Source organism: Pseudomonas sp. G(2018) (genome assembly GCF_005502415.1).
Classification (GTDB): domain Bacteria; phylum Pseudomonadota; class Gammaproteobacteria; order Pseudomonadales; family Pseudomonadaceae; genus Aquipseudomonas.
The window spans coordinates 307,957-328,090 of record NZ_SCOO01000001.1 but is presented as its reverse complement, the minus strand read 5'-3'; the positions used below and the strand labels follow the sequence as shown (position 1 = coordinate 328,090).

17 protein-coding genes and 1 pseudogene are annotated in these 20,134 nt (G+C 60.0%); 10 read left to right on the top strand and 8 right to left on the bottom strand.

Annotation, left to right across the window (positions count from 1 at the left end; all coding sequences use genetic code 11):
- Positions 1-132: 132 nt before the first annotated feature.
- From FFS64_RS01530 to secA, 4 genes are all read right to left on the bottom strand, one after another.
- A complete protein-coding gene (locus FFS64_RS01530) occupies positions 133-1,077 on the bottom strand; it encodes a Nudix family hydrolase (protein ID WP_137803942.1) in 945 nt (314 codons plus the stop codon).
- Positions 1,074-1,706 carry a glutathione S-transferase family protein gene (locus FFS64_RS01525; RefSeq protein ID WP_137803941.1) on the bottom strand — a complete coding sequence of 211 codons (633 nt, stop codon included), beginning with the start codon at positions 1,704-1,706 and terminating at the stop codon, positions 1,074-1,076. Before FFS64_RS01525 ends, FFS64_RS01530 begins: the two co-directional genes overlap by 4 nt.
- A gap of 137 nt (positions 1,707-1,843) precedes the next feature.
- Positions 1,844-3,061: a bifunctional glutamate N-acetyltransferase/amino-acid acetyltransferase ArgJ gene (gene argJ / locus FFS64_RS01520; protein WP_137803940.1), complete on the bottom strand. Its 1,218-nt coding sequence runs from the start codon at positions 3,059-3,061 to the stop codon at positions 1,844-1,846.
- 130 nt (positions 3,062-3,191) lie between these two features.
- Positions 3,192-5,927 carry a preprotein translocase subunit SecA gene (gene secA / locus FFS64_RS01515; RefSeq protein ID WP_137803939.1) on the bottom strand — a complete coding sequence of 912 codons (2,736 nt, stop codon included), beginning with the start codon at positions 5,925-5,927 and terminating at the stop codon, positions 3,192-3,194.
- Between the two features lie 307 nt (positions 5,928-6,234).
- Between secA and FFS64_RS01510 the strand changes: the two genes are divergently transcribed.
- On the top strand, positions 6,235-6,690 hold the full coding sequence (locus tag FFS64_RS01510; RefSeq protein ID WP_095193154.1) for a DUF721 domain-containing protein: 456 nt from the start codon (positions 6,235-6,237) through the stop codon (positions 6,688-6,690).
- A 57-nt stretch (positions 6,691-6,747) separates the two neighbouring features.
- Here the strand turns inward: FFS64_RS01510 and FFS64_RS01505 are convergent, their stop codons facing one another.
- Entirely contained in the window at positions 6,748-8,235 is a 1,488-nt protein-coding gene (locus tag FFS64_RS01505; RefSeq protein WP_137803938.1) for a helicase HerA-like domain-containing protein, read from the bottom strand.
- 156 nt (positions 8,236-8,391) lie between these two features.
- Here FFS64_RS01505 and FFS64_RS32080 point away from each other — a divergent pair.
- The 5 genes and pseudogenes from FFS64_RS32080 to FFS64_RS01485 form a co-directional block, all read left to right on the top strand.
- Positions 8,392-9,456: pseudogene (locus FFS64_RS32080) on the top strand (cache domain-containing protein); the annotation flags it as partial.
- 93 nt (positions 9,457-9,549) lie between these two features.
- Positions 9,550-10,314 (top strand): methyl-accepting chemotaxis protein, encoded by a 765-nt coding sequence (locus FFS64_RS32075; RefSeq protein ID WP_371917510.1) that lies wholly within the window; start codon positions 9,550-9,552, stop codon positions 10,312-10,314.
- Positions 10,315-10,459: 145 nt separating this feature from the next.
- On the top strand, positions 10,460-11,581 hold the full coding sequence (locus FFS64_RS01495; protein WP_171017040.1) for a glycosyltransferase family 1 protein: 1,122 nt from the start codon (positions 10,460-10,462) through the stop codon (positions 11,579-11,581).
- Positions 11,574-12,350, top strand: a complete 777-nt coding sequence (locus FFS64_RS01490; RefSeq protein ID WP_137803936.1) for a DUF2334 domain-containing protein — start codon at positions 11,574-11,576, stop codon at positions 12,348-12,350. Before FFS64_RS01495 ends, FFS64_RS01490 begins: the two co-directional genes overlap by 8 nt.
- A complete protein-coding gene (locus FFS64_RS01485; RefSeq protein WP_137803935.1) occupies positions 12,347-13,342 on the top strand; it encodes a lysylphosphatidylglycerol synthase transmembrane domain-containing protein in 996 nt (331 codons plus the stop codon). The genes FFS64_RS01490 and FFS64_RS01485 overlap by 4 nt, the downstream gene beginning before the upstream one ends.
- Here the strand turns inward: FFS64_RS01485 and FFS64_RS31220 are convergent.
- Both FFS64_RS31220 and purU read right to left on the bottom strand, forming a co-directional pair.
- The gene (locus FFS64_RS31220) at positions 13,329-13,505 is read right to left on the bottom strand and encodes a hypothetical protein (protein ID WP_171017039.1); all 177 of its coding nucleotides are present in this window, start codon (positions 13,503-13,505) and stop codon (positions 13,329-13,331) included. The two genes, FFS64_RS01485 and FFS64_RS31220, sit on opposite strands and share 14 nt — an antisense overlap.
- 100 nt (positions 13,506-13,605) lie before the next feature.
- Positions 13,606-14,454, bottom strand: coding sequence for a formyltetrahydrofolate deformylase (gene purU, locus FFS64_RS01480; RefSeq protein WP_095193148.1), 849 nt, complete (start codon positions 14,452-14,454; stop codon positions 13,606-13,608).
- Between the two features lie 338 nt (positions 14,455-14,792).
- On the opposite strand from purU, the gene mvaT reads away from it, so the two are divergent.
- Positions 14,793-15,170: a histone-like nucleoid-structuring protein MvaT gene (gene mvaT / locus FFS64_RS01475; RefSeq protein ID WP_007945872.1), complete on the top strand. Its 378-nt coding sequence runs from the start codon at positions 14,793-14,795 to the stop codon at positions 15,168-15,170.
- Between the two features lie 100 nt (positions 15,171-15,270).
- Here mvaT and sbcB read toward each other — a convergent pair whose 3' ends face one another.
- Positions 15,271-16,701 (bottom strand): exodeoxyribonuclease I, encoded by a 1,431-nt coding sequence (sbcB, locus tag FFS64_RS01470; protein ID WP_137803934.1) that lies wholly within the window; start codon positions 16,699-16,701, stop codon positions 15,271-15,273.
- A gap of 185 nt (positions 16,702-16,886) precedes the next feature.
- Between sbcB and FFS64_RS01465 the strand changes: the two genes are divergently transcribed.
- The 3 genes from FFS64_RS01465 to FFS64_RS01455 are packed head-to-tail and all read left to right on the top strand — an operon-like array spanning position 16,887 to position 20,117.
- Positions 16,887-17,612: an RDD family protein gene (locus FFS64_RS01465; RefSeq protein ID WP_137803933.1), complete on the top strand. Its 726-nt coding sequence runs from the start codon at positions 16,887-16,889 to the stop codon at positions 17,610-17,612.
- Positions 17,609-18,586: a stage II sporulation protein M gene (locus tag FFS64_RS01460; RefSeq protein WP_137803932.1), complete on the top strand. Its 978-nt coding sequence runs from the start codon at positions 17,609-17,611 to the stop codon at positions 18,584-18,586. The genes FFS64_RS01465 and FFS64_RS01460 overlap by 4 nt, the downstream gene beginning before the upstream one ends.
- Entirely contained in the window at positions 18,573-20,117 is a 1,545-nt protein-coding gene (locus tag FFS64_RS01455) for a DUF4129 domain-containing protein (protein ID WP_137803931.1), read from the top strand. The genes FFS64_RS01460 and FFS64_RS01455 overlap by 14 nt, the downstream gene beginning before the upstream one ends.
- Positions 20,118-20,134 lie beyond the last annotated feature (17 nt).

Genomic DNA, 20,134 nt, shown 5'->3' with positions numbered 1-20,134 from the left:
GGCGCCTGTCAGGCACTCATCGCGGGCAAGCCCGCTCCCACAGGGTTGGGGGTACTCACAGATTTTGTGAGCACCATCAATACTTGTGGGAGCGGGCTTGCCCGCGATGGGGCCAGACGCATCACCGTAGAATCAAACCTCAGGCCAAAACGCCCGAATCCCCGCCACACCCTGGGCACCCGCCGCCCAGGCTTTCTGAACCTCTGCCGGGCCTACGCCCCCGAGCAAAAACACCGGCTTGCTGAAGCCCTCGATCAAGGTCGAGGCCTGTTCCCAGCCCAGCGGCTGAGCGCCAGGATGCGTCAGGGTTGGCTGCACCGGCGACAACGTCACGAAGTCCACGCCCATCTCTTCGGCCAGCGCCAATTCTTCGGCGTTATGACAAGACGCTGCCAACCAGCGCGATGCGGGCAATGGCCGACCGGCAGCCGCGTACTTGCGCAATTGTGCCGAGGTGATGTGCCAGCCGGCGGACGGAAAATCCCCCAGCCACTCGAACGGTCCCTTGATCATCAGCTGCGCCTTGCCGGCGCACAGTCCAACCGCATCCACTGCCAGATCACGGTACTTGGGGTCGTAACCATTCGGCGCGCGTAGCTGGATCAACCTGATACCGCCCGCGATTGCTTTCTGAATCCCCCGCAGCAAGGCCGGGGTTTCCAGGTCCTCCGGGGTGATCAGGTACTGTTCGGGCAACCGAGCCGCGGCGACGATTGGACGGTTGGCCTCGGGGAACTCGTAACCCGAAAATTCACGCGCTGTGACCCAGGCCAACGGCTGACCTTCGGCGCCGTGAGGCTCTCCAGTAAACGCCGAGACTTCCCAGACATCCAGCAACACCTGCTTGTCCGGGTAATCGTGGCGGACCTTGATCAGCGGGCGCGCCGCGCTGACAACGATACCCAGCTCTTCGTGCAGTTCACGGGCCAGTGCGGTTTCGACCGACTCATCGGCCTCCACCTTGCCACCGGGAAACTCCCAGAGGCCGCCCTGGTGCTGAGTGTCGGCACGACGGGCAATGAGGATTTTGCCGCTGCCGTCACGGATAACGGCAGCCGCTACGTGTACTCGTTTCACCGCGCGATCTCCTCCAGTCCGGCCTTCTGCCAGGCCTTGAAGGCTGGCCATTGGTAGATGGTTTCAACATAGGCTTCGTCGGCTGCCGACAGCTTGACCCGGTAGGTGCGCAGGCGCACGGCGATGGGGGCGAAGAAGGCATCAGCCAGGGTTACGCGGCCAAACAGGTAGGGACCGGATTCTGCGGCAGCGGCTCGGCACTCGGCCCACAACGCCGACATACGCTCGATATCGGCCTGGACGTCGGCCGGGTTTGGCGACAGCGGCGCGTCATGGCTCAGGTCGAATGGCATGTTGCCGCGCATGGCGAAAAAGCCGCTATGCATCTGCGCACAGGCCGAACGCGCCTGGGCACGGGCGGCGATGTCTTCAGGCCACAAGCCCGCTTCGGGGAACTGTTCCGCCAGGTACTCGGCAATCGCCAGGGAGTCGGCGATGGTGCCGTGTTCGGTCTTCAACAACGGAACTTTGCCGGTCGGCGAGTGCTTGAGCAGACGCTCACGGGTGTCCGGCTGATTCAGTTTGATCAGTTCTTCGGTGTGGGTAGCGCCGGCCAGATCGAGAGCCAGGGCGCCGCGCAGGGACCAGGAGGAAAGCAGTTTGTCGCCGATGATCAGGTGGAGGCTCATGTTCGGGACCTTTTGATAGGGGACAGGCCAGCATCTTTAGTGTCTGGTCGGCCGTCTTCGCGAGCAAGCTTCGCTCCTACAGAAGCACCTTCGCACCTGTAGGAGCGAGGCTTGCCCGCGATGGGGGCGACTCGGTCTTACGTACGGTACTCGGCGTTGATTTTCACGTACTCGTGGGACAGGTCGGTGGTCCAGATGGTTTCGCTGCAATCGCCACGACCCAGCTCGATACGGATGGTGATCTCTTCCCGCTGCATCACCGCCGAACCCTGGGCTTCGGTGTAAGTCGCGGCGCGGGCGCCACGACTGGCGATGCACACTTCGCCGAGGAACACGTCGATCTTGCTCACGTCCAGGTTCGGTACGCCGGCACGACCGACAGCGGCCAGGATGCGGCCCCAGTTCGGATCGGAAGCAAACAGCGCGGTCTTGATCAACGGCGAGTGAGCCACGGTGTAGCCGACGTCCAGGCACTCCTGGTGATTGCCGCCGCCGTTGACTTCAACTGTCACAAACTTGGTCGCGCCTTCGCCATCGCGAACGATGGCCTGGGCCACGTCCATGCATACTTCGAACACCGCTTGCTTGAGCTTGGTGAACAGCTCGCCCTCGGCGCGGGTGATTTCCGGCAGTGCGGCCTGGCCGGTAGCGATCAGCATGCAGCAGTCGTTGGTCGAGGTGTCGCCGTCGATGGTGATGCGGTTGAACGACTTATTGGCGCCGTCCAGCATCAGGTTTTGCAGCACATCGCGGGAAACTTTAGCGTCGGTGGCGATGTAGCCGAGCATGGTCGCCATGTTCGGGCGAATCATGCCCGCGCCTTTGCTGATACCGGTGACGGTAATGGTCACACCGTCGTGCTGGAACTGGCGGCTGGCACCCTTGGGCAGCGTGTCGGTGGTCATGATGCCGGTAGCGGCCGCTTCCCAGTTGTTGACCGACAGGTCGTCGAGGGCCGCTTGCAACGCGCCTTCGATTTTCTCGACCGGCAGCGGCTCGCCGATCACACCGGTGGAGTACGGCAGCACCTGGCTGGCATCCACGCCAGTCAGTTCAGCCAGTTTGGCGCAGGTGCGTTCGGCGGCGGCCAGGCCTGGCTCGCCGGTACCGGCGTTGGCATTGCCGGTGTTGGTCAGCAGGTAACGTACCGGACCTTGCACACGCTGCTTGGCCAGGATCACCGGAGCGGCGCAAAAGGCGTTCAGGGTAAACACGCCAGCGACTGTGGAACCTTCGGCACAGCGCATGACCACGACATCCTTGCGCCCCGGGCGCTTGATACCGGCCGAGGCGATACCGAGTTCAAAACCGGCAACCGGGTGCAACGTTGGCAAAGGACCAAGACCAACAGCCATGAGTGAGCTCCTTACAATGATGTCAGCACCGCTATGCTCTTTTTTTCAAGAAGGCGGTGGTTTAAATGGCAAAACGCCGCGACGGCATGAGCCGGTCGCGGCGCGGGTATATCAGCGTATGAAACGGGTTTTACTGGATCTGCCCGTGGCAATGCTTGAATTTCTTGCCCGAACCGCAGTAGCACAGTTCGTTACGGCCCAGCTTCTGCTCATTGCGTACCGGCGCAGCGGCAAGGGCTACATCGACCTCTTCCCCGATCGGCTCCACATGCTCAAGGCCAGGCGCCTCTTCGTGGTGGAACTGCATGCGCGCGGCCAGCGCTTCGGCTTCCTGACGCAGGCGTGCTTCTTCTTCGATCGGGTCTTCGCGGCGAACCTGAACGTGCGACAGCACACGGATCGAGTCGCGCTTGATCGAGTCCAGCAGCTCGGAGAACAGCGTGAACGACTCGCGCTTGTATTCCTGCTTCGGATTCTTCTGGGCATAACCACGCAGGTGGATGCCGTGGCGCAGGTGATCCATGGTCGACAGGTGGTCTTTCCACAGGTCGTCCAGAACGCGCAGAACGATTTGCTTCTCGAAGGTGCGCAGCGCTTCGGCGCCGGCCTGGTCTTCTTTCTCGTTGTACGCTGCCATGAGTTCCTGCATCAGCTTCTCGCGCAGGGTTTCTTCGTACAGGTGATCGTCTTCGTCGAGCCATTTCTGGATCGGCAGTGCCACGCCGAAGTCGCTTTGCAGCGCAGCTTCCAGACCCGCCACGTCCCACTGCTCAGGCAGCGACTGCGGCGGAATGTGGGCACTGACGGTGGCGTTGAGTACGTCCTGACGGAAATCGGCGATGGTTTCACCGATGTTGTCGGCGGCCAGCAACGTGTTACGCATGTGATAGATCACTTTACGCTGTTCGTTGTTGACGTCGTCGAACTCAAGCAGTTGTTTACGAATGTCGAAGTTGCGGCCTTCAACCTTGCGCTGAGCCTTTTCGATGGCGTTGGTCACCATGCGGTGCTCGATCGCTTCGCCAGGCTGCATGCCCAGGGCTTTCATGAAGTTCTTCACCCGGTCAGAGGCAAAGATGCGCATCAGGCTGTCTTCCAGCGACAGGTAGAAACGGCTGGAACCGGCATCGCCCTGACGACCGGCACGACCACGCAGCTGGTTGTCGATACGGCGCGATTCGTGACGCTCGGAAGCGATCACCTGCAAACCGCCCGACTCCAGCACTTGCTGGTGACGTTTCTGCCAGTCGGCCTTGATCTGGGCAATCTGCTCTGGGGTCGGGTTTTCCAGTGAGGCCACTTCCACTTCCCAGTTGCCGCCCAACAGGATGTCGGTACCACGACCAGCCATGTTGGTGGCGATGGTCAGCGCACCCGGGCGACCGGCCTGGGCGATGATCTCGGCTTCTTTTTCGTGGAACTTGGCGTTCAGAACCTTGTGTTCGATGCCTTCTTTCACGAGCAGGCTGGACATGTGCTCGGAAGTTTCGATGGTTGCAGTACCCACCAGCACCGGACGGCCGGCAGCCATGCTTTCCTTGATGTCATTGACGATCGCCGCGTATTTCTCGTCGGCGGTCAGGAACACCAGGTCGTTGTAGTCTTTACGGGCCAGCGGCTTGTTCGTCGGGATGACGATGACCTGCAGGCCATAGATCTGATGGAACTCGAACGCTTCGGTGTCCGCCGTACCGGTCATGCCGGATAGCTTGTTGTACAGACGGAAGTAGTTCTGGAACGTGGTCGATGCCAGGGTCTGGCTTTCGGCCTGGATGTTCAGGTGTTCCTTGGCTTCGATGGCCTGGTGCAGGCCTTCGGACAGGCGACGACCGGGCATGGTACGACCGGTGTGCTCGTCGACCAGCACGACCTGACCGTCCTGTACGATGTATTCGACGTTGCGATGGAACAGCTTGTGCGCACGCAGGCCGGCATAAACGTGAGTCAGCAGGGCCAGGTTGTGCGCCGAGTACAGGCTCTCGCCTTCAGCGAGCAGGCCGAGACGGGTCAGCGAGTCTTCGACGAACTGGTGACCGGCTTCGTTGAGTTCGACCTGACGGGACTTCTCATCGACGGTGTAATGGCCGGCCTTGGTGACTTCGCCTTCGACTTCTTCGACGTGCAATTCCAGCTGCGGGATCAGTTTGTTGATCTCGATGTACAGCTTGGAGCTGTCCTCGGCCTGACCGGAAATGATCAGCGGAGTACGGGCTTCGTCGATGAGGATGGAGTCGACTTCGTCGATCACGGCAAAATTGAGTTCACGCTGGAATTTTTCTTCCAGGCTGAACGCCATGTTGTCGCGCAGGTAATCGAAACCGAATTCGTTGTTGGTACCGTAGGTGATATCGGCGGCGTAGGCTGCGCGCTTCTCTTCCGGCGGCTGGAACGGCGTGACCACGCCGACCGTCAGGCCGAGGAATTCATAGAGCGGACGCATCCAGTTGGCGTCACGACGGGCCAGGTAGTCGTTCACCGTCACAACGTGCACGCCCTTGCCGGACAATGCGTTGAGGTAAACGCCCAGCGTCGCCACCAGGGTCTTGCCTTCACCGGTGCGCATTTCGGCGATCTTGCCTTCATGCAAGGTCATGCCACCGATCAGCTGGACATCGAAGTGGCGCATACCCATGACGCGCTTACCGGCTTCGCGAGCGACCGCAAAAGCTTCCGGCAACAGCTTGTCGAGGGTTTCCCCTTTGGCGAAGCGGGCCTTGAACTCATCTGTCTTGGCACGCAATTGATCGTCCGAAAGGGCCACCATTTGCTCTTCGAAGGCATTGACGAGTTGCACCGTCTTGAGCATGCGCTTGACTTCACGCTCGTTCTTGCTTCCAAAAAGTTTCTTTAACAAAGGCGCAAACATATCGGCAGGATCTTCCACACTAAAGGGATGGAGGGCGGCCCCGTGAGTCGCCCGAGCAGCCCTCATGGCCGCATGCGAACGAGCATTCTACCCGGAAACGATGGTGAGGAAAGTGGCGTTATTCCACGATGCTGGCACAGCGCTTTGACGGGGCTCACTTAAAATAGGGGCAAATGGCTGAACTTCAAGCCATACAACGCAGAAGTTACTCGTTGATTTAATGGGTAAAGCGCGCGTAATGCAATGGGTCGGGTGCATCCAGTGCTTTCTGCTACCATGGCGGCTCTGTTACTTCAGGTGTCTGATCATGGCATTTCGCCCTCTTACGGCCAGAGCACCCGCCGTCCTGCTTCGCGAAGCCAAGCCGCTCAAAGCCATACTCGGCCACGCCCAACGCCTGGGCCATCTGCAACGTCTGCTGGAGAGCCAACTGCAGCCCGCCGCTCGCGAGCACTGCCATGTGGCGTCGTGGCGCGAAGGCAGTTTGTTGCTGATTGTCACCGATGGCCATTGGGCCACCCGATTGCGCTACCAGCAAAAGCGCCTGCAACGGCAACTGCAGATGTTCGACGAGTTCGCCAGCCTCACGCGAATCCTGTTCAAGGTGCAGCCGCCCACCGTGCAGCACGGTGCGGCCGGGCATACCATGGATTTGTCCAACGATGCGGCGGCGACGATTCAGGCAACGGCCGATGGCATCAGCGATCCGAATCTGCGCGCCGCGCTGGAACGGTTGGCGGCGCATGCCAGGCCCAAGGCCTGACACTTATCTGATGTGGGAGCGAGCAAGCCCGCTCCCACATTTATTTATACCCACTCGCTATCGGCGTTTACTGCCACCTAGCAACGACCCCATCAACCCCCGTACCAACTGTCGCCCCAATTGATTCGCCGCCTGGCGCATCGCTGATTTCAACGCCTGCCCCGCTGCCGTGCCGAGGAATTCTCCAGCCTGTTCAGTGAAGCTCGGTTCTTCAGCCGCCGGTTTACCCGGCGCCGCGTCGGGTTCCGGCGCCAGCCCCTTGCGTCCCATCAGCACTTCATAGGCCGACTCGCGATCGATCGGTTTGTCATAACGCCCCTTGAATGGTGAACCGGCGATCAACGCTGTGCGCTCAGTCTCGGTCAATGGCCCGATCCGCGATTGCGGCGGGGCCACCAACACCCGCCGGACCATCTCCGGCGTGCCCTTCTCCTGCAAGGTGCCGACCAAGGCTTCGCCGATGCCGAGTTCCGTGAGTACCGACAACGCATCGAACGCCGGGTTAGGCCGGAAGCCGTCGGCCACGGCCCGCAGGGATTTCTGCTCTTTGGCAGTGAACGCGCGCAAACCATGCTGGATGCGCAGACCAAGCTGCGCCAGTACGTCATCCGGCAAATCGCCCGGCGATTGGGTGACGAAATACACACCCACGCCTTTCGAGCGGATCAGCCGCACCACCTGCTCCAGACGATCCTGCAAAGCCTTGGGGGTGCCGGTGAACAACAGATGTGCTTCGTCGAAAAACAGCGCAAGCAGCGGTTTGTCCGCGTCGCCGCGCTCCGGCAATTGCTCGAACAGTTCGGCCAGCAGCCACAGCAGGAAGGTCGCGTAAACCTTCGGTGCTTCATGCACCAGACGACTGGCGTCGAGTAGATGAATGCGCCCGCGACCCTCTGTCGTCGGTTGCAGAATATTTTCGAGTTGCAACGCCGGCTCGCCGAACAGCGCCTCGGCACCTTGCTGCTCAAGAGTTGCCAGACGTCGCAACAGGGCCTGGCTGGAACCGGTGGTCATCAGCGCCGCGTCGTCACCCAACAGCTCCGGGTTGTCCTTGAGGTGAGTAAGCAGTGCCTTCAAGTCCTTTAGGTCCAGCAGCAACAGGCCTTCGCGGTCCGCGACCTTGAAGGCGGCGTACAGCGCCGACTGCTGGCTATCGGTCAGTTCCAGCAGGCTGCCCAGCAACAAAGGCCCCATTTCGCTCAAGGTCGTGCGCAACGGATGACCGGACTGACCGTGTATGTCCCACAAGGTCACCGGATAGGCCGCCGGCTTGTGGTTCAGCCAGGGCATCCCGGCGATCCGCTCGGCGATCTTGCCCTGGGGGTTGCCCGCGGCGCCCAGGCCACACAGGTCGCCTTTGATGTCAGCGGCGAACACCGCCACGCCGGCATCGCTGAAGGCTTCGGCCATGCGTTGCAAGGTGACGGTCTTGCCGGTCCCGGTCGCACCCGCGATCAAACCGTGGCGGTTGGCCAGGCGCATGGCCTGGGCGATCGGCTGCCCCGAAAGATCGGCGCCGATTACGAGTTGCAATGAGTCAGGCATTTGGTCACCCATGGTTAATCTTTGGTCCTACACGGCCGATAGGAAGTACAACAAAGCAAACAGACACAATCTGTTCGGAAATTTCCCTTAAGGAGCGATGGAAATATCACTTGCTTTCAACCTTGCCCATTTTGCGTTCCTTTATAAAAGCACGCGATGGGCATTAAGACCTTAGCGGAACCCCAAGCCATGAACAAAAATCTACGCTTCAGCCATAAAATCCTGCTTGCCGCCGCCCTCATCGTCATGGCCACGTTCGCCTCGTTCACCCTGTACAACGACTATTTACAGCGCAACGCCATCCGCGAAGACCTGGACAACTATCTCAACGAGATGGGCGACGTCACCGCCAACAATATCCAGACCTGGCTGACAGGCCGAATTCTGCTGATCGAGAACCTCGCGCAGAACATTGCCATCAACCCGGAACAAACCCATGTTGCCGCGCTGCTTGAGCAGAAAGCGCTGACGTCGACCTTCATGGCGTCCTACCTGGGTGATGCCACCGGGCACTTCACCATCCGTCCGGACGCGAAGATGCCCGACGGCTTCGACCCACGGGTCCGCCCCTGGTACAAGGGGGCGGAAAACAGCAGCACCCCGACCCTCACCGAACCCTATATCGATGCGGCGACCGGTCAAACGATCATTTCCATGGCCACCGCTTCGAAAAAATCCGGACAAAGCGTCGGTGTGGTCGGTGGTGACCTGAGCCTGCAAACCCTGATCGACACCCTCAGTGCACGTGACTTCGACGGCATGGGCTATGCCTTCCTGATCAACGCCGACGGCAAGATTCTGGTCCACCCGGACAAAGCCCTGGTGATGAAGTCCCTGAGCGAGGCGTACCCGCAAAACACCCCGCGCATCAGCCGCGACTTCAGTGAAGTGGGGGTCGACGGCAAAACCCGCATCGTGACTTTCACGCCAATCAAGGGCCTGTCATCGGTCAACTGGTACATCGGTCTGTCGATCGACAAGGAAAAAGCCTTCTCGATGCTCAGCGAATTCCGCGCTTCGGCGGTCGTTGCGACGGTCATTTCCGTTGTGATCATCATTGCCTTGCTGAGCATGCTGATCCGCATCCTGATCCAACCGCTGCATGTCATGACCCGCGCCATGGCCGACATTGCCGACGGTGAAGGCGACCTGACCAAACGCCTGACCATCGTCAACAATGACGAGTTCGGCACCCTCGGCACCGCGTTCAACCGTTTCGTCGAGCGTATCCACGGCTCGATCCGTGAAGTGAGTTCGGCAACCGGCCAGGTCAACGAAGTGGCGTTGCGGGTGGTGGCGGCTTCGAACTCGTCGATGTTCAACTCCGATCAACAGGCCTCGCGCACCAGCAGCGTCGCCGCGGCGATCAACCAGCTCGGCGCCGCCGCCCAGGAAATCGCCCGCAACGCAGCGCAAGCCTCGAATCAGGCCAGCGATGCCCGCAGCCTGGCCGAAGATGGCCAGCAAGTGGTGGATCGCAGCATTGTCGCGATGAATCAGCTGTCGAGCATGCTCAGCGCCTCCAGTAGCAACATCGAGTCGCTCAACAGCAAGACCGTGAACATCGGGCAGATCCTCGAAGTGATCACCAGCATCTCCCAGCAAACCAACCTGCTGGCGCTTAACGCCGCCATCGAAGCGGCGCGGGCAGGTGAAGCCGGACGCGGGTTTGCGGTGGTGGCCGATGAAGTGCGTAACCTGGCACACCGTACCCAGGAATCGGCGCAACAGGTGCAGACCATGATCGAAGAGCTGCAAGTCGGCGCCCGCGAATCCGTCAGCACCATGAGCGACAGCCAGCGCCACAGTCAGGACAGCGTGGAAATCGCCAATCAGGCTGGCGAGCGCCTGAGCAGCGTGACCCGGCGCATCGGTGAAATCGACGGCATGAACCAGTCGGTGGCCACGGCGACCGAGGAACAGACGGCCGTGGTGGAGTCGATCAATGTCGACATTACCGAAATCAATACGTTGAATCAGGAAGGCGTGGAAAACCTGCAGTCAACGCTGCGGGCCTGTGCTGATCTTGAGCAGCAGGCGGCGCGATTGAAGCAGTTGGTGGGCAGTTTCCGAATTTAGTGCCAGAACCGGCACCTTCGCGAGCAGGCTCGCGAAGGTGGCCTGACATACACCGCAAAAACCCCGCAGCCTCCCCACCCACAAAACCCCAACCGAACATCTATTCTTCAGTAAGGTCAACCAAGGAGATCAACGGACCGGAGGGATGTTTATCGTGCATATCGCGGACATAACCATGTTCTACGCCCCCGCCAGCGGTGGCGTGCGTACTTATCTGGATGCCAAACATCATCGCCTGTGCACAAGGTCGGGCATTCGCCACAGTTTGCTGATTCCCGGGTCATCCTTCGGTGAACAGGATGGCATCTATACCGTTCCGGCTCCCGCTCTGCCCTTCGGCAAAGGCTATCGCTTCCCCCTTCGTCTGGCGCCCTGGCGCAATGTCCTCCACGATCTGCAACCTGACCTGATCGAGGTCGGCGACCCTTACCTCACCGCCTGGGCGGCCCTGGATGCGCGGCGGCAACTGGATGTGCCGGTGATTGGCTTTTATCACTCGGACCTGCCACTGCTTGCCAGTAATCGCATGGGCAACTGGGTCACTCCCAACGTCGAGGCCTATGTCAGCAAACTCTACGGCAACTTCGACCGCGTGCTGGCGCCGAGCCGGGTCATGGCTGACAAGCTGACCGGTCTGGGGGTGAGGAATGTATTCGTGCAACCCCTGGGCGTCGATTTACAAATATTTCATCCCGACGCGCACGATCCCAACCTGCGGACCGAACTGGGTCTGGAGGAGAATACTCATCTGCTGATCTTCGCCGGGCGCGGGTCCAAGGAAAAAAACCTGCCGGTGCTGCTCGACTGCATGGTGCGCCTGGGCCGACGCTATCACTTGCTGCTGGTGGGCTCGTCGATGCCGGCCGCCGTGCCGGACAATGTCACCGTCATCGATGAATTCTGCCCGGCCGCGCAAGTCGCCCGCCTGATGGCCAGTGCCGATGCACTCGTACATGCCGGCGACCAGGAAACCTTTGGCCTGGTGACCCTCGAAGCCATGGCCTGCGGTATCCCGGTAGTGGCCGTGGCGGCTGGCGCCTTTGAGGAAATCATCACCGAACAATGTGGCCTGTTGTGTGCCCCCAACGATTCCTTGGCCATGGCCAACGCCGTGCGCGAACTGTTCAGCCGGGATAGCGCAGCCATCGGTCAACAGGCGCGACGCCATGTCGAGCGGCATTACGCCTGGGATTCCGTGGTCAACAGCCTGCTCGGTCACTATTACGCCGTACTCGGCAGCCAATGGCCGCGGGCGGCCAATGGTTGAGCCTATAACTGCGCCCAGTCTGCTACTGGTGCTGCACGATGTGGCGCCGCAAACCTGGGCCGATTACCAGCCATTTGTCGACGCCGTCGACACGCTCGGCGATGTACCGATGACCTGGCTGGTGGTACCGGACTTCCACAAGCACAACGACCTGCAAGCCCATCCGGGGTTTCGCAACCAGCTATCGGCGCGTATCGACAAGGGCGATGAACTGGCACTGCACGGCTACTTCCATTGCGATGACGGAGCGATGGCGAACAATCCCCGGGACTGGTTCATGCGCCGGATCTATACCCACGAAGGTGAGTTTTACGGTCTGTCCCGAGAGGCCGCTTTTGCCCGTTTGCGCGCCGGCATCGAAATGTTCCACCAATATCAGTGGCCATTGCAGGGCTTCGTCGCTCCCGCCTGGCTGATGAGCGAAGGCACGCGGCAGGCCTTGCGCCAACTCCCCTTGACCTATACCAGCGATGCGCAGCACCTCTATCGCCTGCCCGACTTCACAGCCGTGGATGCACCCGGACTGGTCTGGAGCGCACGCAGTGCGTGGCGCCGGGGTTTGTCGAAGCTCGTCAGCGATCAACTCGAACAACGTTGGCGGCAAGCGTCGGTGATTCGCCTGGGTCTGCACCCGGTGGATATGCGACATGAGTTCTCTCGCACCTACTGGTTGCAAACCCTCAAGCGTCTGCTAACTGAGGGTCGCGTGCCTATGACAAAGGCGTGCTGGCTGGCACTGCAAAATGACCGCATGGGGCGCGCTGCATGAGCCGCGGGATTCTGTTGCTGATTGCCCTGCTCGCCGCGGTGCTGATTCCCTGGCTGTTGGGTGGCAGCGATACATGGTCGCGACTGAACACCTTTCCTCTGAATTGGCTGCTGGTGATGTTCGGCATGATCCTGCTGTGCTGGGTGGTCAACACCCTGCGCCTGCGCCTGTTGCTGGGGGATCAGCGCGAAAAGGTAAGCCCGGTCAAAAGCCTCGGCGTGGTGATGGCCGCCGAATTTGCCTATTGCGCCACCCCGGGCGGTAGCGGCGGGCCACTGACCATCATGGCGTTGCTGGCGCGTAATGGCGTGCGTCCGGCCAGGGGCAGTGCCGTGTTCGCCATGGATCAGTTGAGCGACCTGTTGTTTTTCCTCTGCGCCTTGAGCGGGATCCTGATTTATGCGCTGTTCCAGCACCTGAGCCAGCGCATGGAGTGGCTGCTGATCGTCAGTGCCATCTCGATGTTCGGTGGCCTGGTCTGTTGCGTGGTGGTGGCCCGCTATCACCGCTTGCTGATTCGGCTGAGTGGCCGATTGCTCATTCGTCTCAACGTCCAATCCACCACGCGTATGCGCTGGGCACGTAAACTCCTGCACTTTCTGGCGGCGTTTACCGACACCCTCAAATTACCGTTTCAGACATTGATCAAGGTGTTTGTCTTGACCTGCCTGCATTGGATTTTGCGCTACAGCGTGCTGTACCTGGCGCTGCGAGGGCTGGGCGCGGATTTACAGTGGGCCTGGTGCTTTCTGATCCAGATGCTGTCACTGAGTGCGGGACAGTTCAGCCTGTTGCCGGGGGGAGCCGGGGCGGCGGAATTGACGTCGGCGGCGCTGTTGGCACCCATGGTGGGAAAATCCACGGCGGCCGCAGCGATCCTGATCTGGCGGGCGGTGACCTATTACTTTTATCTGCTGGTGGGCGGGCCGGTGTTTCTCTTGATGCTCGGACGCCCCCTGCTCAAAAAGCTGATAAAGCTCAAGCAGGCTTAGGGGGATCTTCGGGTTCTTGCTGCATCTGTTCCCACAACTCGGCTGCTCCCGGAAACTCCGTGCCATCTTCCGGACTCATGTCATCGGGGTCATACCGGCTCAAACAGCCCTCGCCCAACGTGGCGGGCGCCTTGGAAGTGGCTTTATCCAGTGGATCGGCCATGATCATGTCCCCTATTCAGAAACGGCTGCGCAGAAACGGCGAAGGGCCTGCAGCGATTGAACGCCCAGGCCCTTCGAATTTCAACCGTATTGTGCTGTGATCAGAACACCACGGTTTTGTTGCCGTGCACCAGCACCCGGTCTTCCAGGTGATAACGCAGCCCTCGGGCCAGCACCATCTTCTCGACGTCGCGACCGAAACGCACCATGTCTTCGATGCTGTCGCTGTGGCTGACCCGCACCACGTCCTGTTCGATGATCGGACCGGCGTCCAGCTCTTCGGTCACATAGTGGCAAGTCGCACCGATCAGCTTCACACCGCGCATGGACGCCTGGTGGTACGGCTTGGCACCGACGAACGACGGCAGGAAGCTGTGGTGAATGTTGATGACCTTATGTGCATATTCGCTGCACAGCTCAGGCGGCAGGATCTGCATGTAGCGGGCCAGCACCACAACTTCGGCATCGTGCTGTTTCACCAGCCGCGAGACTTCGGCGAACGCCGGCTCCTTGTCCTGCGGATTGACCGGCACGTGGTAGTACGGAATGCCGTGCCATTCGACCATGCTGCGCAGGTCGTCATGGTTGGAAATCACGCAGGCGATCTCACAGTCCAGTTCATCGCTGTGCCAGCGATGCAGCAAGTCGGCCAGACAGTGGGATTCGCGACTGGCCATCAGCACAACGCGCTTTTTCTGAGCGGTATCGGTGATGCGCCAGTCCATCGAGAACTCTTCGGCAATCGGCGCAAAGGCTTCGCGCAAGGCTTCGATACCGAATGGCAGCGAGTCGGCACGAATTTCGTGACGCATGAAGAACCAGCCGCTGAGATTGTCCGAGTGATGGCTCGCTTCAGTGATCCAGCCGTTATGTGACGCCAGAAAGTTACTGACTTTAGCAACGATACCGACGCGGTCCGGGCAAGAAATCACCAACCGAAAGGTGCGCATGAGGGGGTAACTCCAGAACTTCGCAAAGGCCGCCATTCTAGCGATTGCGCGGAAAAACTGCAGTATTGATCACCCGCCGCCTTGCCGGATGGTCAGCGACGAAGGCGCTACCAGTGCTTGAGGGCCGCACCCTGGCAGTATTGTTTGCCATCTATCGGCATTCAATTGTGAATATCTGTAGCGGCTGCTTCGAACTATTTAACTGCTGATCCAATGTGGACCGAACTCACCGAAACTAAATTAAATAAACTTCGGTTTAATGTTTACTTGATGAAACAGCCTGACTATTATTGCCGCACTGTCCCCTGCCATCCCGCTTCCTACATAAGGTAGTAATCATGTCCTTGATCAACGAATATCGCGCCACCGAAGAAGCAATCAAAGAGCTGCAAGCCCGTTTGAAGAATCTGTCCCAAGACGACAAACTGCAAACCGAGCTGGAATTTGAAGGTAAACTGCGCACCCTGATGGGCGAATACTCCAAGTCCCTGCGTGACATCATCGCGTTGCTGGATCCAGAATCCAAAAGCAAGGCACCACGCGGCGGCGCAGTAAAAACTACCGGCACCAAGCGTGCTCGCAAAGTTAAACAATACAAAAACCCGCACAACGGCGAAGTCATCGAAACCAAAGGTGGCAACCACAAGACTCTGAAAGAGTGGAAAGCCAAGTGGGGCGGTGACGTGGTTGAAGGCTGGGCTACCCTGCTGGGCTAAGCCGCAGAGCCTGTCGCAGATAGATATGCGACAAAAAATAACGCCAGCATAACGCTGGCGTTTTTTTATGCCCGGAGTTCCACCCCGCTCGTTTTCGTTTTCAAAGATTCAAACGTTTGCGCAAGTCCTGAACATACTCGTGCCATTGATCGAGTACCATTTGCTGAAACGGTGTCGCTGTAAGGGCCAATTGGGCTGCAGCCTCTATGAAACTTTCCAAGGTATTGGGCGCCCCCCACTCAGGGTCTGACAAACGTTTCTGACAGAATATTCGCCAGCGCTCTTGCTCTTCGAAACTCAACGTATCGGGAAAGTTACGTGCGCGATATCGAAACAATAACTCAGGCAAACGTTCATCATCGAAAGGCCACAGGGGCTGCGCTAATTGCGCCGGATCGGCCGTACGGACTTGTTCGCATAGCCGCCGATCGCGGTCACCGATAAAACCGTCGTACAACTGTTGTTCTGGATCCTGGCTGGAGGAAAACTCCTCACGGGCATAAATCCCTGAAACTTTATCCTGCCAAACTTTTACCGCGTCATTTAGCCGCAGCGCGCGCTGCCGATACAGCGCCATGTCCAGCCCCAGACGCTGCTGATCTTCCGGGCGAAGCACCGCCAACGGCGCCACCACCGGGCATTTATTGATGTGAATGAGCTTGAGCGGTACCGGCAACTCACCTTCGGCCAGATCATCACGGCGGGTGTACAAGCGCTGGCGCAGGTTTTCGGCATCCAGATCCAGCAAGCCCTGCGGATCGAGGTGCAGGTCGCAGACAATCAATGCGTTCTTGTTGCGCGGGTGCCATGCCAAAGGCAGCACTACGCCGATGTAGTTTCGCGCCGCGGAAAACCGCCCGGACACATGCACCATCGGTTGCAGCAGGCGGATCTGATCCAGCACCTTTTGTTTGCTGCGCAACTGAAACAGCCAGTCATACAGTTTCGGCTGCTTATCCCGAATCAAACGCGCCAGGGCGATGGTGGCGCGAACATCCGACAGAGCTTCGTGGGCATTACCGTGATCGATCCCGTTGGCGGCAGTCAGGCGCTCCAGCTTGAGCGTCACCCGCCCCTCGTCGTCCGTCGGCCAAACAATCCCGTCAGGACGCAACGCATACGCGGCACGCACCACATCGATCAAATCCCAGCGACTGTTGCCGCCCTGCCATTCCCGCGCGTAAGGGTCGAAAAAGTTGCGGTACAGGCTGTAGCGGGTCATCTCGTCGTCGAAACGCAGGGTGTTGTACCCCGCTCCGCAAGTACCAGGAGCGGCCAGTTGGGCATGCACCCGGGTCATGAAATCGGCTTCACTCAGACCTTGTCCGGACAATCGGTCGGGCGCAATACCGGTGATCGCACAAGCCGCCGGGTGCGGCAGGATGTCGTCACTGGGCTGGCAATAGAGGTTGACCGGTTCGTCTATTTCATTGAGATCGAAGTCCGTACGCAGCCCCGCCATTTGCAAGGGGCGATCGCAACGGGGGTTGATGCCCGTCGTTTCATAGTCGTACCAGAAGATGGAGGTCACGGGCTAATCCTGAACTGTAGATCGGCGAAGTCTAGGCGTTCACGTCCCGCTCCGGCCAGCAATCTTGTCATTCAATCACCTCTGCCTTATTACCGTGCAATACATAGTTATGTCGTTTCTCCCGGCGAGGCTGCTAGCATCGGGTGACGAGACAATCCCGATCAGACCACATCATCAGGTTGCCCATGCTCGAGACCGCGGCACTGCCAAGGAAAGCGACGCTGTTCCCGCCACTGGATACGCGGTACCAGGTCGAGACGCCGGAAGGCATCGATCTGCCACTGCGCCCGGCCGGACTGATGGTTCGTGCGCTGGCGTTCTCCATTGATCTGGCATTGCGCGGCTTGATCCTCGGCGCGCTGTTCATTGCCCTGGCAATGCTGGGGAAACTCGGTGCGGGACTCGGCTCGCTGCTGATCTTCGGCGTGAACTGGTGGTACATGGTGCTGTTTGAAGTCCTCAATCAGGGCCGTTCACCGGGCAAGCAGTGGATGGGCCTGCGAGTCGTGCAGGACGATGGCACCCCCATTGGCTGGTCCGCGTCACTGCTGCGCAACCTGCTGCGCTTTGTTGACCTGCTGCCATTCGGTTACTTCCTTGGGGCGATCAGTTGCCTGCAACATCCCAGCTTCAAGCGTCTGGGCGATATCGCCGCCGGTACGCTGGTGATCTACCGTGAACAACCGCTCACCCGACCGCAACTTCCGCCCGCCCAGCCACGTCGCCCGGTTTTTACCCTGACATTGATCGAGCAACGGGCCATCCTCGGTTTCGCCGAGCGTCAGGCGGAACTGTCCGATGCCAGGGTCAATGAACTGGCATTGATCCTGGCGAAGCCGTTGCAGGTACCAGCGCCACAAGCCGTTGCCGAACTGAACGGCATCGCCCGTGGCCTGTTGGGTCCGACATGAAGCAAAGTCTTTTCGAACATCGGCACATGGCCGAATGGGAGCAATTCGACGGCTTGCTGGAACGGCTGGAGCGGGACAGGAACGCCACCGGGGGCGACAGTTTTCCCGGCGATTATCGGCGCATCTGCCAACACCTTGCGCTGGCTCGGGAACGCGGTTACAGCAGTTTTCTCATCGATTCGTTGCAGCAACAGGTCCTGCGCGGGCATCAGCAACTGTATCGCCATCGCAGCCGAATGGGCGCCAATGTGCTGGCGTTCATTCTTGGGGACTTCCCCCGTCTGGTACGCGATCAGTGGCGTTTCGTACTCGCCGCCAGCCTGATGTTTTTCGGCAGCCTGATCGGCATCGCATTGCTGGTTTATCTGTTTCCGGACCTGGTCTACAACCTGATTCCGGCCGAGCAGGTCAGCGAAATACAGAGCATGTACGACCCCGAGGCCGGTCACCTGGGACGCTCGGCGGAGCGGGCGGCCAGCGAAGACTGGGTGATGTTCGGCTACTACGTCATGCACAACATCGGGATCGCCTTTCAGACCTTCGCCAGCGGTTTGCTGTTTGGCCTGGGCAGCGCGTTTTTCCTTTTCTTCAACGGCTTGATGATCGGCGCGGTTGCCGGGCATCTGACGCAGATCGGCTACGGACAGACCTTCTGGTCTTTCGTGATCGGCCATGGCGCCTTCGAACTGAGCGCCATTGCCCTGGCCGGAGCCGCCGGCCTGCAATTGGGCTGGGCCTTGATTGCACCGGGCCGCCTGGCCCGTGCCGAGGCCTTGCGTCTGGCGGCACGCAAGAGTGTGCTGCTGATCTGTGGGGTCATGCTGTTTCTGCTGATTGCGGCATTTATCGAAGCCTATTGGTCGTCGATGACGGCACCGACGACCCTGACCAAGTACCTGGTCGGGGCGGCACTCTGGCTGCTGGTCGCGGCATATCTGCTGTTTGCCGGACGGACCCGCCATGCGCCTGAGTGATGCCAGTGTAGTGATCCGCCCACGCCCCACCTGGGAAGCCATGGACCTCGGCGTGCTGTTGAGCCAGCGCCACCGGCGCCTGCTGATGACCAGCTGGGCCATGGTGACCTTGCCGGTTTTTGCGCTGCTGACCTGGCTGCTGTGGGCGTCGCCCTCCCTGGCCGTATTCATCTTCTGGTGGCTGAAGCCGGCCTTCGAACGCCTGCCACTGTACATCCTGTCCAAGTCCCTGTTCGATGAAACGCCCACGCTGAAACAGGCCCTTTATCAATGGCCACGACTGCTCAAGCCACAACTGCTGGCCAGTCTGACCTGGCGGCGACTGAGCCTGAGTCGCAGCTTTCTGCTGCCGGTAATTCAGCTCGAAGGCCTGGCGGGTGAGGCAAGACAGCAGCGTTTGCAGGTGTTGTTGCAGCGCGACGCCAGCGCGGCGCGATGGCTGACGTTGATAGGCGTACACCTGGAAACCGCGCTGTGGATCGGTCTGATGGTGCTGTTCTATCTGCTCCTGCCGCAACACGTGGCACTCGACTGGAGCTGGCAAACGCTAATGACCGCCGCCACCCAGGACTGGCGCTGGCTGGAGCACTTGACCAACGCGTTTTACGCCCTGGTGCTGGTGGTATGGGAGCCGATCTACGTAGCCTGCGGCTTCAGCTTTTATCTGAACCGGCGCACCGTGCTGGAAGCCTGGGACATCGAACTGGTGTTTCGGCGGCTGCGCCAACGCTTGAGCCACTCTGCTGTCGCATTGCTGCTGGCGGTGATTTTGCTGATGCCCACCGGGCAAAGTGTCTGGGCCGCAGAACCAACCGTGACACCCGACAGTCCGCGCCTGCTGGAACAGCCACTGACCAGCCAGGCGTCCCGGGACAGCATCAAGGCGATCCTCGATCAGCCCCCGTTCAAGAACAAGGAAACGATCACCCGCTATCGATTCGGCGATGACAAAACCACCACCGAAAACCCGGACGACAGCAAAACCCCGCAATGGCTCAAGACGCTGTTTGAGCTGTTCGACAGTCAGCGCTTCGGCGCCGTGGCCGCGCTGATCGAGGCCTTGCTGTGGGGTACCGTGATCGCCGCCGTCGGCCTGTTGATCTGGCATTACCGCGACTGGTTACAAGCTTTCGTCAGTCGTCGCCCAAACCCTGGCAAAAAAGCCGCACGACCGATACCGAAGCAGGTGTTCGGCCTGGACCTTGACCGTGAGACCATGCCCGCCGACATCGCTGCCTGCGTCGAAAGTCTCTGGCAGAGCCACCCTCGGGAAGCGCTCGGATTGCTCTATCGCGCCCTGCTCAGCCATTTGCTGCACGACTTCGGCATCGCGCTGAAAGCCGCCGACACCGAAGGCCAGGTGCTGGAGCGCGTCGAGCAATTGCAACAACCGGCCTTGCTGGCGTTCAGCCAAAACCTGACCCGACACTGGCAGAACATGGCCTATGGGCATCGCCTGCCCCCCACGCATTCACAACGGGAACTGTGTGACGGCTGGCGTGCCTTGTTCGGCCCGGGAGCAAACCGTTGAACCGGCGCGCCTGGCCT

What these genes read in the sequence shown, in the direction of transcription:
- FFS64_RS01525 (WP_137803941.1), bottom strand. Translation starts at nt 1,706, where the DNA reads ATGAGCCTCCACCTGATCATCGGCGACAAACTGCTTTCCTCCTGGTCC.
- argJ (WP_137803940.1), bottom strand. Translation starts at nt 3,061, where the DNA reads ATGGCTGTTGGTCTTGGTCCTTTGCCAACGTTGCACCCGGTTGCCGGT.
- secA (WP_137803939.1), bottom strand. Translation starts at nt 5,927, where the DNA reads ATGTTTGCGCCTTTGTTAAAGAAACTTTTTGGAAGCAAGAACGAGCGT.
- FFS64_RS01510 (WP_095193154.1), top strand. Translation starts at nt 6,235, where the DNA reads ATGGCATTTCGCCCTCTTACGGCCAGAGCACCCGCCGTCCTGCTTCGC.
- FFS64_RS01505 (WP_137803938.1), bottom strand. Translation starts at nt 8,235, where the DNA reads ATGCCTGACTCATTGCAACTCGTAATCGGCGCCGATCTTTCGGGGCAG.
- FFS64_RS32075 (WP_371917510.1), top strand. Translation starts at nt 9,550, where the DNA reads ATGTTCAACTCCGATCAACAGGCCTCGCGCACCAGCAGCGTCGCCGCG.
- FFS64_RS01495 (WP_171017040.1), top strand. Translation starts at nt 10,460, where the DNA reads ATGTTTATCGTGCATATCGCGGACATAACCATGTTCTACGCCCCCGCC.
- FFS64_RS01490 (WP_137803936.1), top strand. Translation starts at nt 11,574, where the DNA reads ATGGTTGAGCCTATAACTGCGCCCAGTCTGCTACTGGTGCTGCACGAT.
- FFS64_RS01485 (WP_137803935.1), top strand. Translation starts at nt 12,347, where the DNA reads ATGAGCCGCGGGATTCTGTTGCTGATTGCCCTGCTCGCCGCGGTGCTG.
- FFS64_RS31220 (WP_171017039.1), bottom strand. Translation starts at nt 13,505, where the DNA reads ATGGCCGATCCACTGGATAAAGCCACTTCCAAGGCGCCCGCCACGTTG.
- purU (WP_095193148.1), bottom strand. Translation starts at nt 14,454, where the DNA reads ATGCGCACCTTTCGGTTGGTGATTTCTTGCCCGGACCGCGTCGGTATC.
- mvaT (WP_007945872.1), top strand. Translation starts at nt 14,793, where the DNA reads ATGTCCTTGATCAACGAATATCGCGCCACCGAAGAAGCAATCAAAGAG.
- FFS64_RS01465 (WP_137803933.1), top strand. Translation starts at nt 16,887, where the DNA reads ATGCTCGAGACCGCGGCACTGCCAAGGAAAGCGACGCTGTTCCCGCCA.
- FFS64_RS01460 (WP_137803932.1), top strand. Translation starts at nt 17,609, where the DNA reads ATGAAGCAAAGTCTTTTCGAACATCGGCACATGGCCGAATGGGAGCAA.
- FFS64_RS01455 (WP_137803931.1), top strand. Translation starts at nt 18,573, where the DNA reads ATGCGCCTGAGTGATGCCAGTGTAGTGATCCGCCCACGCCCCACCTGG.